Source organism: Streptomyces justiciae (assembly GCF_015163075.1).
In the GTDB taxonomy this organism is placed as follows: domain Bacteria; phylum Actinomycetota; class Actinomycetes; order Streptomycetales; family Streptomycetaceae; genus Streptomyces; species Streptomyces justiciae.
In genome coordinates this window covers 17,853-32,215 of the sequence record NZ_JADDXU010000020.1, presented here as the reverse complement: position 1 = coordinate 32,215, position 14,363 = coordinate 17,853, and the positions used below count along the sequence as shown (strand labels likewise).

Here is a 14,363-nt window from a genome sequence, read left to right as displayed (position 1 = left end):
TCAGCGCTCGATACGTCCTCGTCGCGCGTCCTCGACGAGGTCGGCGAGGGCGATGACGCGCACCTTGACCGCGTGCAGCTCGGACATGAGCTTGTCGATGCGTTCGTCCACCTGCACGCGGTCATAACCCCGTCGTACCAGCTCGAAGCCATGTGGCGTCAGATACGAGCCCGGGTTGCTCTGAGGCATGTCCTGGTGATCGGCCTTGTAAGGAAGCCTCGAAGCGGCCCGCCGTGTCGCGTCGCCGATGATCTGGGCCACTCGGCGCGACAAGTGGTCATCGTTCGCGTCGGCGCCTGCCCTCTGCAGGGACAGGCCGAGCAGTTCCTCAACAATCAACTGGATCATGTCGATCCGGCTCCGCGAGTCGTCACGCATGGCCACCAGCGTGGCGATGTAGTCATCCACCTGCTGGATGTCGTAGCCCCGCCGCACCAGTTCGATGCCGTAAGAAGCCGCCGCTCCCGTCGTCTGCGGGACCGGGCGGTTGGTGTCGACGCGTGCCGTACCCGTACGGGCGGCCTTGGCCATCTGCACATTGCGCTCCACGTCCCGGCGTTCGATGTCGAGCATCCTCATCAGCTCGGCGGCCTTCACCTCGATCTCAAGCGTGTCCCTTGTCGCCCCCGTGAGTTCGGTAGTGCGCGACGGGGTGGACGGCTCCGTGACCGACGAGTTCTTCGTGCGCTGGCGGAACCAGCGCTCAAGCTCACTCATCAGCGATGACAGGTCGTCCTCGACGCCGCCCTGCGCCTCTTCACCGGCCTCTTGTGCCACCGCGAGCACTCGGTCGGCCCGGCTCTCCGCCTCCCTGCGGATCCGCGCGGCCTCCGCGGTGGCGGCCTCGACGGTCGAACCGGCTTCCTCGGACGCCTTGGCGATGATCTCCTCACCGACCCGGTTCGCCTCGGCCAGCCGAGCCGCGAAGCCCTCGTCGGCAAGGCGGCGGGCAGTGGCGAGAGACTCCTCAGTCTTGCGGGAGGCCTCGGCCACCAGCCGGTCCGCTTCGGCCCGGGCACTGAACAGCAGATCCGCGGCCTGGTTCTCCGCCGCTTCGATCGTGGCCGCGCTGCGCTTCTCCGTTTCCTGCCACAGCTCCCACGCCTTGTGCAGCATCCTGCCGGTGACGGAGTCGGCGTTCCAGGGTCGGGGGAGAGCCAGGATGTCCTCGGCGGGGAACGCCACGGCCTGGTCAACCAGAACCGTGCCGAGCACGTCGACGACGGCCGCCGCGTCCTTCGGCCGGTCGGCGGGGCGTTTGGCGAGCAGGCTCAGAATGAGGTCGTTCAGCGCGGCCGGGAGGCCCTCGACCCGGGTGGCGGGCGCGATCGGAGTGTCCTCCATGTGCATGCGCAGTACGGCCAGGCCCGTGCTGGTGAAGGGTGGCTCGCCGGTCACCGCATGGTAGAGGAGGCAGCCCAGGGAGTAGAGGTCGCTGCGGTGGTCGATGGCGTTGCCGCCCGAGCCGCCCAAGCCCTGCTCGGGAGACATGTACTCGAGCGTGCCGAGCGCTGAGCCGACGGTGGTGAGCTTGCGGGCGCCGATGGTGTCGCCGAGGAACTTCGCGAGCCCGAAGTCCAGGACTTTCACTGTCCCGTCGGGCGTGATCAGCGCGTTTCCCGGCTTGATGTCACGGTGGACCACGCCCTGCCGGTGCGCCGCGTCCAGCGCCTGAGCGATCTGTGCGGCCCACGCGACGGCGACCGGCCAGGGCAGGGGGGTGGACTCCGCGAGCCGATCGTCGAGGGCCACCCCTTCGACGCGTTCCATCACGAGGTAGGGGGTCTGACGGCCGCCCACGGGAACCTCTCCCCAGTCGTGGACGGTGACGATGTTCCGATGGTTCAGGCGCGCCGCCAGCTGCACCTCGCGCTCGAACCTGGCGCGTGCCTTGGCCTCGTAGATGCCGTACTGCGGATGCATGACCTTGATCGCGACATCCCGCCGCATCCGTGTGTCCTCGGCGGCCCAGACCTGCCCCATACCGCCGGCACCCAACTCGCCCGTGATCCGGAACCGATCGGCGAGCACTTCGTTCAGCACCAGTGTCCTCCCCAGTCGGCGCACAGCCACTGCCGCGCGACGGCCTGGCCGGTAACTCCCTTACGAGTATGGCGCCTCCGCCTCCGCACGGCCCCGCTCTTCCGGCGCCTCACGGTCCCAGGGAGTCCCCCGTGCTGCCCTGCGCGCCGCCCGCCAGGCGGATCAGTCGCCGGGCCTCCGCTTCGAGGCGGTCCGCGACGCGGTCGGCGCCCAGGCTGCCGGCGCTGAGTTGCACGGCGAGGGTTCTGAAGTAGCGGGCGGTGGAGTGCAGATACTCGTCCACGTCCACCCCGTTGGACCGAGCGGATCCGGGAGGAATGCGGTTGACGTCGTCGAGGACGCGCCCGATCCGCTGACCGATCTCGTCGCTCACGGCCCGGGTCAGCTGCACGGCGCGTTCGATCTGGCCGAGGATGGAGCGGCAGGAGCTCGCGACGGCCCGGAGCAGCCGGTCGTCGCGGTTGAGCGGGGAGCTTCCCGACGCCGTGAGACTGCCGGACGCGAGCCGTTCGTCCGAGAACCGCGGTTCATAGTGCCGCAGGTCCGTGGCGCTGGTCGCGCCGAGCGCGGCCCGGAAACAGGGGTGGATCTGGAACTCGGTCTCGTGCGGCTGGACCGGCAGGTGGTGGCCGTCGGCGAAGACCACGTCGTTGCCACGTCGCACTCCGAGGAAACCCACCTCGTAGAGCACGCCGATGATCCCGGTGAGCGTCAACGTGTCGACGTATGCGGGGAACTTCGCGTGGATCGACGCGGCCGCGGCCTCGTAGCGAGTGGCGAGGGTGCTGCGGGAGACGACGTACCCCGTGTTCTCGAACAACAGAAAGAGGTGTTTGAGGAAGGGATGGGCCACCTCGTACTCGGAGGCCAGGTCCTTCCGCTTCCAGGTGGAGAACTGCCGCCCGGCCTGATCGACATCCGCCTCGGTGATCCGCTCCCGCTGGCCCTTCAACCCTGCTTCGTCCTGGCAGGCGTTGAGAAACTGGATGGCGTCACGCGGCCGTGGCAGACAATGGCGCAGGAGATACGTCGCGGTGTCCTCTCCCTCGACGGTCGCCGGGAACAGGTCCTTCCACAGCCGTTCCTCGCTCAACTCCTCCCTGACGGACGCCCTGGCCCGGGCCAGCACGAGGTCCTTCAGAGCCTGCTGGGTCCAGACGATCCGCAGTTCGTCGCCATGGAACTTGTCGCCCTCCCCGAAGGACAGCGAGTCGTAGATGTCGGCGCGCAGGAACAGCAGAAACCGCACCGAGCGCCCGTACTGGCTCGCCGCGTGCTTCGCCGCCAGCAGCAGCCCGATCACCATGGAGTTGCTGTCCGGCTCGGCGGACCACACCCGCTCCAGCTGGTCGACCATGAGCAACAACGGGGCGTGGACGTCACCGTCGCACCCCAGTTCACCGAAGGCCTTCACCACGCCCTGCTCGACGACCTCCAACTGCTTGAGCGCTCCGGCGCCTTCGGAGGACGACGGCTGCCCGAGATCCATGCTTGCCTTGACTCCGAACGCCTCCAGCGCGAGGGAGGTCTGCAGCCCCCGTGCCCCTTGGGCCAGCCGTTCCCCCAGTCGACCATTGCCGGGCGTCGCGTCCGGGGACTCGCCGTTCTGCTTGAGGAACCGCCCGAGCGCTTTGACCGAGTCGAGTCTGTGCCCGGCATGCGCGCCCTTGGCGTGGGCCACGATGTGCCGGGCCGCGTGAACAGCGAAGACATACCGCCAGATCAGCTCCTTGGCCGAGTCTCCGGGCAGCCCCTGCAGCTCGAACCGCCGGATCTCCTCGCCCGCCGCCTCGTCCGGGGTGATCAGGATCTTGTCCCCGTCGTGCCCGCCGTCAGACATCAGCCGCATGCAGATGGCGCTCTTCCCGGATCCTTTGCGGCCGATGATCAGCATCTTCCGTCCGCTCAGGGCACCCCGGTAGGCGGCGTTCTCCAGGAAGCCGCCGCGCAGCAACAGCCCTTCGGTCGCGTCCCGTTCGGCATCCTCACGCCCGAAGTTCAGCTGCGCAAGCAGCGGCCCGTCGGTCATCCCGGCCCCCTTGATGTTGCCGTCGCGTGCTCAACACCGTAGCGGGCGACCCCAGTTGGAGCGGGCTGCTAGCACCGGACCGCCCCTCATTCTCATGCCGACCGGAGCCCGGCCCCCCGGAACATCTCCCGCCGCGGTCCTCATCCGGACAAGTCCCGCCGTGCGTCGCCTGTGAAGACCTGGTGCACCCGAGCCCCAAGAGCCCCTCCGCATCCCGGACGGGACCCCGGGCTTCACCAACCCCCCACACCACGCTTCGCACACATCAAGGCGGCGCTCCGCAACCGCCCCGGGCTTTACTCGCCCGTAACGGCGTCCGGTTAGTCCCGCCCCTCCCACCCGTGTCGTTGACCGATACACAACACCCCCGCCACGCTCCCCGTGGTAACTCCGAGTCGCATCGGCCCGGACGAGCCGACACCACAACCACGGGGGAAGTCATCAACATCCAACGCAGATCCATACGTTCCGCACGCTCGGTACGCGGCGCGCTGCTGGCGCTCACCGCCGCGACCACACTCACCGTCACCGCGCTGGGCAACCCGACTCAAGCCTCAGCGGCCTCCGACACCACCCAAGTCGCCTACCGCGGCCACACCTTCACCGTCCCCGCCGACTGGGACGTCATCGACCTCGCCGAGAACCCCGACACCTGCGTCCGCTACGACCGCCACGCCGTGTACCTGGGCAAGCCGGCGGTGAACGCCCAACAGAACTGCCCGGCGGACGTGTTGGGCCGCACCGAGGCGCTGGTGCTGGAGCCGGGCGCCAGCACCACCGAAGAGCGCGTCTCCGAGAACCGCACCTCGCACACCTACTGGGCGACGGCCGACGACATCGCTGTCACCGCCTCCTACGGCGAGAACCGGGCCGGGATCAAGAAGATCCTCGCGAGTGCCGGCCTCCCGGCGGACAAGGCCTCCCCGGCCGCCACCGTCGGCACCAAGGCCCCCGGCGTCTCGGTCCAGGCCGTCCCCGCCGACGCCACCTCCTACCAGGGCAAGGGCTTCGACCGCTGCGCCGCCCCGTCGACCGACATCATGAACGCCTGGAAGGCGGAGTCGCCGTACGGCGCGATCGGCTTCTACATCGGCGGCGTCAACGCGGGCTGCAAGGACCAGGCGAGCGCCGAGTGGGTGCAGACGCAGTACACCAACGGCTGGCGGTTCATCCCGATCTACGTCGGACCGCAGGCGGAGGCCGGTTCGGGCAGCTGCACAGGCGACTGTGTCCCGATCACCGACCCGGTCCCCGAGGGCGCCGCATCCGCCCGGGACGCGGTCGCGCAGGCGCAGAACTACGGCCTCCCGGCGGGCTCGGTCCTCTACTACAACATGGAGCACTACAACTCCGGCAAGGAAAAGGTCCTGGCCTTCCTCCAGTCCTGGACCACCACGATCCACGAACTGGGCTACCGCTCCGGCGCCTACGGCAGCGCCACCTCGCTCGCCGCCGACCTGGTCGCGGCGAACACGGGGGGCTATGTCCAGCCGGACGTCATCAACTTCGCCCGCTGGGACGAGGTGGCGACGACCGAGGACCGGGTGATCCCGGCGGACATGTGGGCGAACCACCAGCGGGTCAAGCAGTACGACGGCCCGACTGCGGACGACCCGAACAAGGAGACGTACGGCGGTATCACCCTCGACCTCGACAACGACTTCCTGGACGTGGGCCAGGGCGGCACCCAGCCGCCGGTCCAGAAGGACACGGCCCTGACGTACGACGGCCCGGCGACCGTCTCCAACGGCTCCCCGGCGACCCTCTCGGCCACGCTCAAGGAGAAGGAGTCCGGCACCCCGGTCGCCGACCGCGAGGTCACCCTGGCCCTCGGCCCGACGGACCATCTCCAGACCTGCAAGGCGAACACCGACGCGCAGGGCAAGGCGAGTTGCACCATCGCGGCAGTGGCTCAGCCACTGACCGGCTCAGCCACCGTGCCACTCAAGGCGACCTTCGCGGGCGACGAGGCGTACAAGGCCTCCGAGGCGACGGCCGAGCTGAAGCTCCAGTACGTGTCGGGCCGGGCGTTCGGCCTCTCCGCGCAGATCCCGGTCCTGACCCTGCCGATCGGCATCGCCCCCACCCCGGACACCGGCGTGGTCCGCGCGGCGGACGCCAAGACGGTGGCCCCGGCCTGCGCGACACCCATCAACCTCCTGGTCCTGTCCGCCAACACGCTCTGCGCGAAGGTGGAGACGAAGATCGGCCCGAGCAGCGCCTCGTCGACCGCGAACGTGGAGGACGCCCGGATCGGCCTGCCCGGCCTGCCGGTGGTCGCCCTCTCCGGCGTCACGGCGACCTCGACCAGCAGCTGCACGGCCACCACCGGCACCACGGACCTGAAGCTGACGATCGCCGGCACCCCGGTCGACGTCGGTGACCTGCCGAACTACGCGATCGACCTGGGCCCGGCCGCCAAGCTCGTGATCAACGAGCAGATCAAGACGGCGAACGGCATCACGGTCAACGCGGCCCACCTGACGGCGGCGGGCGGCGTGGACGTGACCATCGCGTCGGCCGCGAGCGACGCCTACAACTGCGCGTGAAACGGGGGACGTTCACGATGAGGAAGCGCAACAGATTACTGACGGGCCTGCTCACGGCACTGGCCCTGGCGGTACCGACCACGGCGGTGGCCGCCGACGAACCGGCCCCGCTGGCCAAACCGGCCTTCCTGGCCCCCTTCGAGTGCGAGTCCCAGTGGACGTACTCGACCTACCCGGGCCACGGAAACGTCCTGGACTTCGTCCGCTCCGACGGCAAGACGACCCCCGGTTCGCCGGTGCTCGCCTCGGCCGCGGGCACCGCGACCCGGCACAACCAGCCCGGCGGCGGTGGCCAGTACATCAGGATCGACCACGGCGACGGCTGGATCACCGAGTACATGCACCTCGCCACCTACGAGGTCCCGGACGGCACCCAGGTCGAGCAGGGCCGGCTGATCGGCACGGTCGGCAGCACCGGCAATGTCACCGGCCCGCACCTGCACTACGAGCAGGAGCTCAACGGCGTCCACCAGGACATCGAGCTGGAGGGCAAGGTCCTGACGCCGTATCCCGGCGAGTACGGCGAGAAGTTCATCACCAGCACCAACGGCTGCGACGGCGACCCGGGCGAGCCCGAACCGCCGGTCCAGAAGGACACGGCGCTGACCTACGACGGCCCGGCGACGATCGCCAACGGCTCCCCGGCGCCCCTGTCGGCCACGCTCAAGGAGAAGGAGTCCGGCACCCCGGTGGCGGACCGCGAGGTCACCCTCGCGCTGGGCGCGAACCAATCCTGCAAGGCGAAGACGACCGCCGAGGGCAAGGCGACCTGCACCATCGAGAAAGTGGCTCAGCCACTGACCGACTCAGCCACCGTGCCACTGAAGGCGACCTTCGCGGGCGACGAGGCCTACAAGGCATCCGAGGCGACAGCCGAACTCAAGCTCCAGTACGTCACGGGCAGGGCGTACGGCCTCTCGGCCACCGTCCCCGTCCTGGTCCTCCCGGTCGTCATAGCGCCCACTCCCGACACCGGCGAGGTCCGCACGGCGGACGCGAAGACGACCGCCCCGCCCTGCACCCAGAACATCAGCGCCCTGGTCCTGACGGCGGACGCCCTGTGCGCCGACGTCACCACCGCGACCGGCCCGAGCACCACAACGGCCAAGTCGACCCTGACCAAGGTCAGTCTGGGCCTCCCCGGCCTCCCGGTCGTAGAGGCGACAGGCGTGACGGCCACCTCGAAGAGCACCTGCGAGGCAAGCACCGGCGCGACGGACCTGAAACTCACGATCGCGGGCACCCCGATCACGGTCCCGAACGTCCCCAACTACTCCATCGACCTCGGCCCGACCGCGAAACTGGTGGTCAACGAACAACTGAAAACCCCGAACGGCCTGACGGTCAACGCCCTCCACCTCACCGCCCTCGGCGGCGCGGACGTGGTGGTCGCGTCGAGCACGAGCGGGGCGCACAACTGCGCGTGACAACTAGCTGAGCAGGACCCCGGCAGGGTGGACGAACTCGCACCACACCACCTTGCCGGGGTCCCGCTGTCCCACCCCCCACTTGTCGGCGAGCGCCGCCACGAGAAACAGCCCGCGCCCGCCCTCGTCGGCCTGGTCCGGCACGCACGGCTCCCCGCCGCCGCTGTCGTGCACCTCGACCCGTAAGACGTCACCGTCGTACCGCACCCGCAGCAGGAACCCCCGCCCCGGCGGCGCCCCGTGCAGCAGGGCGTTGGTCGCGAGCTCGCTCACGCACAGCGACACGTCCTCGCCCCGCTCCCAGCCGCCGAGCCCCCAGTAGATCAGCGCCCACTGGACCAACCTCCTGGCAGCGGGCACGGATCTGCGGTCCCGGGCGTAGAACTGGTCGCGCTGATAGGGAAGTTGGCTTTCCTCGTTCACGGGACGAATGTCGCGCAGAGTCACTACGGTGGATCACCGAGTGAACCCGTACAGATTTTTTGTACGGGCTCCTACCCGGTGACGTACGTGTGCCCTGGGGGATTGAGACCAGCATGAGCGCGAAGAAGCCGCCGCGGCCGAAGAATCTGACCTCGATGAAGATGCTGGGCAAGCAACTCGGCGCGGCGCGCCGGGCAGCGGGCTACACGCAGAGTGCGCTGGGCGCGCTCGTCGGGCTGGATGAGGAGACGATCGCGTCGATCGAGCAGGGCCGGCGAGCCCTGAAGCCGGATCTGGCACGGCTGTTGGACGAGATCCTGGACACCAAGGGGATGCTGTCGGCGGGCGTGGCCAACCTGCCGGAGATCGACCAGTTCCCGATGTGGGCCGAGCTTTATATGGAGCATGAGCGGGAGGCGATCGCGTTGTCCCTCTATGCCAACCAGGTGCTTCCAGGCCTGCTTCAGACGCGGACGTACGCGGAGACGGTCCTCCGAGAGCGCGTTCCGGCGCACGGCGAGGAGGAGATCCAGACCAAGACAGCGGCACGCGTCGAGCGCCAGGAGATCTTGCAGCGCGCGACTCCGCCTACCCTCAGCTTCGTAGTCTGGGAGCCGGTGCTGTACTTGGCGATCGGCGGCGCCGAAGTCCGCGCAGAACAGCTTCAACACCTACGAGCGTGCGCTGAACTGCCATGCGTGTCACTGCAGTTCCTGCCGATGGCGAGCCCCTCCCACGCCGGGCTGAACGGCCCCTTCGTCCTCCTCGAAACCGCCGACCATCAGCACCTGGCCTATATCGAAGGCCAGCGAGGCAGCCAATGGGTCTCCGACGCAGATGAGGTGTCCATCCTCGCCCGCAAGTATGCGATGCTGCGAGCACAGGCCCTGTCCCCACTGGAGTCGAAGGGCCTGCTGGACCGTCTGCTAGGAGAGCAATGAGCGCCGAGGCACTTCAGTGGTTCAAGTCGACGTACAGCGGCGACGAGGGCGGCGAATGCCTCGAAGTCGCCACCACCCCCCACACCATCCACATCCGCGACTCCAAGAACCCCTCCCCCACAGGGCCCACCCTCAAGCTCACCCCCGCCACCTGGGCCGCCTTCACCGCCTCCGTCAGGTAGTGGGCGCCGCCAACGCCGCCCCCAGCCTCCGCAGCCCCTCCCCGATCCGCTCCGGTGTCTCGGTGACGAAGCACAGCCGCAGGGTGGCCCGGTCGGGCTCGCCGGCGTAGAAGGGCGCGCCCGGCACGTAGGCGACGTCGTGCCGTACGACCTCGCTGAGCAGTGCCGTCGTGTCGTACGACGAAGGCAGCCCCACCCAGAGGAACATGCCGCCCTCGGGCCGGTTCCAGGTGGCGCCCTCGGGCAGGGCGCCGGGCAGCCCGGCGAGCATCGCGTCGCGGCGTTCGCCGTAGACGGCGGCGACCCGGGCCACGTGGGCGTCGAGGTCCCGGTCCGCCAAGTACCGTGCCGCGGCAAGCTGGTTGACGGTCGGGGTGTGCAGGTCCGCGGCCTGCTTGGCGACCACGCAAGCTCGCCGCAGCGCGGCGGGCGCACGGAGCCAGCCGAGCCGCAGTCCCGGGGCCATGACCTTGGAGAAGGAACCGAGGAGCACGGTCCGGTCGGCGGCCTCCGCGTGCGCCGCGATCCACGGCACCCGCTCTCCCTCGAAGCGCAGTTCGCCGTACGGGTCGTCCTCGACGATCCACAGGCCGTGCCGCGCCGCGACGGCGGCGACCGCGGCCCGCCGCTCCGCGGAGACGGTACGGCCGGTGGGGTTCTGGAAGGTGGGCACGGTGTAGAGCAGCTTCGGCCGTTCCCGTACGACGAGTTCGGCGAGCGCCTCCGGGTCGGGACCGTCGGCGTCGCCGGGCACGCCGAGGACCCGTGCTCCGGCGAAGCCGAACACCTGAAGTGCCGCCAGATAGCAGGGCTCTTCGACCAGGACGGTGTCGCCGGGTTCGACGAGCGCGGTCGCGAGGAGAGTCAGGGCCTGCTGGGAGCCGGTGGTGACGAGGACGTCGTCGGCGGCGGTGGGCAGCCCGCGCACCGACATCCGCGCGGCGAGCGCGGCCCGTAGCGTCGGCTCGCCCTCCGTCGTGGAGTACTGGAGCGCCTGCGCGGGCACTTCGGCGAGGACCGCCCGGAACGCGGCGGCGATGCCCTCGGCGTCGAAGAGTTCGGGTGCCGGGAGCCCGCCCGCGAAGTTGATGACCTCGGGCCGTGCGGTGACGGCGAGGATGTCCCGTACCGGAGAACCACCGATCGACCGGGCCCGCGCGGCGAGCGGAGGCACGGGGGCGAAGACGTCTGCGGGCGCGCTCGTAAGGGTCATGCGGAGCACCCTAGACAATTACCTGCCCTCTACAAATAGGTTTCCAGGATTCGGTCCAGCGTCCCGGAACGCCCGCCTGGGACGCGTCGAACGCGCAGGTCAGCGGCCGTCCCGCCGCGCTCGCGTCCCGAATCCCCAGGCCGCCCCTGGCGCCCGCCGATCACCACCGCGCAGGCTGGGCCCACCGACCTCCCCCACCTGAGAGGGCCGCACCATGCCCAGCTCCGCACCCACCGCCCGTACCGCCCGGCTGCTCGCCGCGCTGACGGTCGTACTCGCCGTGTTCACGCTCACGGCGTGCGAGGACGGCGAGGGCCTGCGCGACGAGGGCCCGTCGTCCTCGACATCGACCTCGCCGGCCTACGACGACGACCCGTCGCCCTCCTCCCAAGCGTCCCCGCCGAGCGGGAACTCGTAGGCGGGCCGCCCGTTGTTGCCACTGGTCCGGAAGGGCTTGCCCCCGTCGTCGATCCGCAGCGTGCCGCTGCGCGAACCGCTCGACCAGTCCAACTCCAGATACCAGCTGACGTCGTACGCGGAAGCGTCGGCGCGGATGTAGTAGACCTCGGGGTCCGACTCGCTCACCTTGAACGGGAAGTCCCGGTGCCCCGCCTCGGGCACCACGGCCGGCCGCGCCGCGTCGAGGGCGACGGTGAAGGACCGGGTCGGCACGTTGCCGCCGCAGCCGACGCCCGGATAGCCCATGGCGTAGTCGTTCCAGGCGACCGGCGACCGCTTGCCGGCCATGTGCACGGTCAGATCCTTGACGACCACCGTCTCCTCGCCGGTGCCCTGCACGGTGAGCGTCACATACTGCTCCCCCGACGACACCGCCCCCGTGGCCGCCACCCACGCCGCCGCGTCCTGCTCGATCGGCGGCGGGGGCACCTCGCCCGGCGGCTTGTCGATGAGATAGCGCTGGGAGCAGGGGCTCTCCCAGGAGTACGGGGCGGCCGACACGGTCAGCGGAACGGCGGCGGAAGCATCGGCCCCGGAGGACGCCGAGGGCTCGGAACTCGCCTGCGCACCGGTGCCCTTCCTCTTGCCCTCGCCCTTCGCGGTGGCCGTGGGCGAGGCGGACGGCGAGCTCTTCGACGGGGAGGGCGACGCGCTCGCGCGCTCTCCCGCCCCGTCCTCCCCGGCGACGGACACGGACCCGGCGGGCCGCTCCCCCCGATCATCGTCCCCACCCGAGGGCAACCCCAGGGCAAGCCCGACGGCACCGAGAACACCGGCTACGGCGATGGCGGCGACGAGGGCGGTACGACGACGGCGGCGAGGGTGCGCCTCGGAAACCTGCGGCACTTCAGACGCTTCAGCCACCTCAGACGCCTGCGGGGCCTCAGGTACCTCAGGCACAACAACCTGCGTCGCCGCTCCCGCCGTTGGCGCCGCCGCCTTCTTCCCCCGCCCCGCATCCGCCAGCACCCACCGCCGATGCAGCTCGACGAGCTCCTCCGGCGTGGCCTTGCACAGCCGCGCGAGCCGCTCGACGGGTGCGTAGTCCGCCGGTACGGCATCGCCGTTGCAGTAGCGGTGCAGCGTCGACGTACTCATGTGAAGCCGCTTGGCGAGCACCCCGTAACTGAGTCCCGAGCGGTCCTTCAACTCGCGCAGAAACTCGGCGAACGCATCCGCGCCGGAGCCGTCGGTCACCGTTCTCCACCCCCGTGTCGTCCCGTTCCGGCGTTCCAGGAACGGACTGTTCTAGCAGGTCAAAGCCCCTATGGGCGTTCCAGTGTCCCGTATGGACCGGCAGCGCTGGCGGTCGGGACAGGACACCCCACAAGCTCTGATCATCCCAACCAGCCCTTCCGAAAGGGAACTTGCCATGCGCACCGTTCGCCACCACCTGCTCGCCGCCGCGGGACTCACGCTCGCCACCCTCGCACTGACCGCCTGCAATGACGGAACGGGCACGACGGACGAGGGAGCGGCAAAGCCCACCGCATCCGCGACCGCATCCACGACGGACAAGCCGTCGACGGAGAAGCCGGCGACCGAGAACCCGGCCGCCACGCCCGCGAGCGACACCACGAAGTCCCCGTCGCAGAAGCCGTCGGCGCAGAAGCCGTCGACCGCCGCCCCCTCCGCGGACGACGACGACCCCGCCGCGTACGCCTTCTGCAACGGCTCGAACACCACCGTCACCGCCCAGCCGGTCTCCCGCCCCCTGAACCACATGCTCCTGACGGTGAAGAACACCGGATCGAAGCCGTGCAACCTCACCTACTACCCGGTGCTGCGCTTCGACGAGATGCAGTGGGCGCCGCGCCCGATCGAGGCCTCGCACCCGCAGGCGGTCGTGACGCTGAACCCCGGTGAGTCCGGCTACGCGGGTGTGCTGCTGTCGGCCGCGGACGGCAGCGGCGACGGCGGTACGACGGGGAAGAAGCTGACGGTGATGTTCCAGGCGGGCACGCCGAACAGCGACGGGGGAGCGTCGGCGACCCCGACGCTCCCCGCGAAGGGCGTGTACTACGACAGCACCCTGGCGCCGACGTACTGGCAGACGACGGCGGACGACGCCCTGTCCTACTGACGGCCGTCGTTCAGCATCTGGGCCGCCTCGACGGCCCAGTAGGTGAGGATGTTCTGGGCCCCGGCCCGCTTGATGCCGGTCAGGGTCTCCAGGATGGCCCGCTCGCGGTCGATCCACCCCTTCTCGGCGGCGGCCTCGATCATCGAGTACTCGCCGGAGATCTGGTAGGCCGCGACGGGAACGTCGACGGCGTCGGCGACCCGGGCCAGGATGTCGAGGTAGGGCCCGGCCGGCTTGACCATCACCATGTCGGCGCCCTCCTCCAGATCGAGGGCCAGCTCCCGCAGCGACTCCCGCGCGTTGGCGGGGTCCTGCTGGTAGGTCTTGCGATCCCCCTTGAGCGAGGACCCGACGGCTTCGCGGAAGGGCCCGTAGAAGGCGGACGCGTACTTGGCGGTGTAGGCGAGGATGGCGACATCCTCCCGCCCGATCTGATCAAGGGCGTCACGGATGACCCCGATCTGCCCGTCCATCATCCCGCTGGGCCCGACGACATGGGCGCCGGCATCGGCCTGCACCTGGGCCATCTCGGCGTACCGCTCCAGGGTGGCGTCGTTGTCGACCCGCCCTTCGCTGTCGAGCACCCCGCAATGCCCGTGATCGATGGTCTCGTCGAGACACACGTCGGACATCACGAGCAGCTCGTCACCGACCTCGGCCCGCACATCACGCAGGGCAACCTGCAGAATCCCGTCGGGATCGGTCCCAGGCGTCCCGAGGGCGTCCTTCTTGCTCTCCTCGGGCACCCCGAACAGCATGATCCCGGAAACCCCGGCAGCGACAGCCTCAGCCGCAGCCTTCTTCAGACTGTCCCGGGTGTGCTGCACGACCCCCGGCATGGCGGCGATCGGCACAGGCTCGCTCACGCCCTCCCGCACAAAGGCGGGAAGGATGAAGTCGGCAGGGTGCAGCCGGGTCTCGGCAACCATCCGCCGCATCACAGGAGAGGTCCGCAACCGCCGCGGCCGACTACCAGGAAACGATCCGTACTTCGACATACCCCTAAGCTACGCC

12 protein-coding genes are annotated in these 14,363 nt (G+C 69.7%); 6 read left to right on the top strand and 6 right to left on the bottom strand.

Annotation, left to right across the window (positions count from 1 at the left end):
- Positions 1-2,043 (bottom strand): serine/threonine-protein kinase, encoded by a 2,043-nt coding sequence (locus IQ210_RS38845; RefSeq protein WP_194083975.1) that lies wholly within the window; start codon positions 2,041-2,043, stop codon positions 1-3.
- 109 nt (positions 2,044-2,152) lie between these two features.
- Entirely contained in the window at positions 2,153-4,072 is a 1,920-nt protein-coding gene (locus IQ210_RS38840) for a P-loop ATPase, Sll1717 family (protein ID WP_194083974.1), read from the bottom strand.
- Positions 4,073-4,413: 341 nt separating this feature from the next.
- Here IQ210_RS38840 and IQ210_RS47600 point away from each other — a divergent pair, with 341 nt between their 5' ends.
- Both IQ210_RS47600 and IQ210_RS38830 read left to right on the top strand, forming a co-directional pair.
- Positions 4,414-6,621: a choice-of-anchor P family protein gene (locus IQ210_RS47600; protein ID WP_322657768.1), complete on the top strand. Its 2,208-nt coding sequence runs from the start codon at positions 4,414-4,416 to the stop codon at positions 6,619-6,621.
- A 17-nt stretch (positions 6,622-6,638) separates the two neighbouring features.
- Positions 6,639-8,048: a M23 family metallopeptidase gene (locus IQ210_RS38830; RefSeq protein WP_194083973.1), complete on the top strand. Its 1,410-nt coding sequence runs from the start codon at positions 6,639-6,641 to the stop codon at positions 8,046-8,048.
- A gap of 3 nt (positions 8,049-8,051) precedes the next feature.
- Here the strand turns inward: IQ210_RS38830 and IQ210_RS38825 are convergent, their stop codons facing one another.
- The gene (locus IQ210_RS38825) at positions 8,052-8,471 is read right to left on the bottom strand and encodes an ATP-binding protein (protein ID WP_194083972.1); all 420 of its coding nucleotides are present in this window, start codon (positions 8,469-8,471) and stop codon (positions 8,052-8,054) included.
- Between the two features lie 113 nt (positions 8,472-8,584).
- Here IQ210_RS38825 and IQ210_RS38820 point away from each other — a divergent pair, with 113 nt between their 5' ends.
- Together IQ210_RS38820 and IQ210_RS38815 are read left to right on the top strand one after the other, a co-directional pair.
- On the top strand, positions 8,585-9,412 hold the full coding sequence (locus tag IQ210_RS38820; protein ID WP_194083971.1) for a helix-turn-helix domain-containing protein: 828 nt from the start codon (positions 8,585-8,587) through the stop codon (positions 9,410-9,412).
- The gene (locus IQ210_RS38815; RefSeq protein ID WP_194083970.1) at positions 9,409-9,594 is read left to right on the top strand and encodes a DUF397 domain-containing protein; all 186 of its coding nucleotides are present in this window, start codon (positions 9,409-9,411) and stop codon (positions 9,592-9,594) included. The genes IQ210_RS38820 and IQ210_RS38815 overlap by 4 nt, the downstream gene beginning before the upstream one ends.
- Here the strand turns inward: IQ210_RS38815 and IQ210_RS38810 are convergent.
- Positions 9,587-10,807 (bottom strand): aminotransferase-like domain-containing protein, encoded by a 1,221-nt coding sequence (locus tag IQ210_RS38810; protein WP_194083969.1) that lies wholly within the window; start codon positions 10,805-10,807, stop codon positions 9,587-9,589. The two genes, IQ210_RS38815 and IQ210_RS38810, sit on opposite strands and share 8 nt — an antisense overlap.
- A gap of 214 nt (positions 10,808-11,021) precedes the next feature.
- On the opposite strand from IQ210_RS38810, the gene IQ210_RS38805 reads away from it, so the two are divergent.
- Positions 11,022-11,225, top strand: a complete 204-nt coding sequence (locus tag IQ210_RS38805) for a hypothetical protein (protein ID WP_194083968.1) — start codon at positions 11,022-11,024, stop codon at positions 11,223-11,225.
- Here IQ210_RS38805 and IQ210_RS38800 read toward each other — a convergent pair.
- Entirely contained in the window at positions 11,168-12,463 is a 1,296-nt protein-coding gene (locus IQ210_RS38800) for a helix-turn-helix domain-containing protein (protein WP_194083967.1), read from the bottom strand. The two genes, IQ210_RS38805 and IQ210_RS38800, sit on opposite strands and share 58 nt — an antisense overlap.
- 175 nt (positions 12,464-12,638) lie before the next feature.
- Here IQ210_RS38800 and IQ210_RS38795 point away from each other — a divergent pair, with 175 nt between their 5' ends.
- Complete coding sequence (locus tag IQ210_RS38795) at positions 12,639-13,349, top strand: DUF4232 domain-containing protein (protein WP_194083966.1); 711 nt, start codon at positions 12,639-12,641, stop codon at positions 13,347-13,349.
- Here IQ210_RS38795 and hemB read toward each other — a convergent pair.
- A complete protein-coding gene (gene hemB, locus IQ210_RS38790) occupies positions 13,343-14,347 on the bottom strand; it encodes a porphobilinogen synthase (RefSeq protein ID WP_194083965.1) in 1,005 nt (334 codons plus the stop codon). The two genes, IQ210_RS38795 and hemB, sit on opposite strands and share 7 nt — an antisense overlap.
- Between the last annotated feature and the right edge of the window lie 16 nt (positions 14,348-14,363).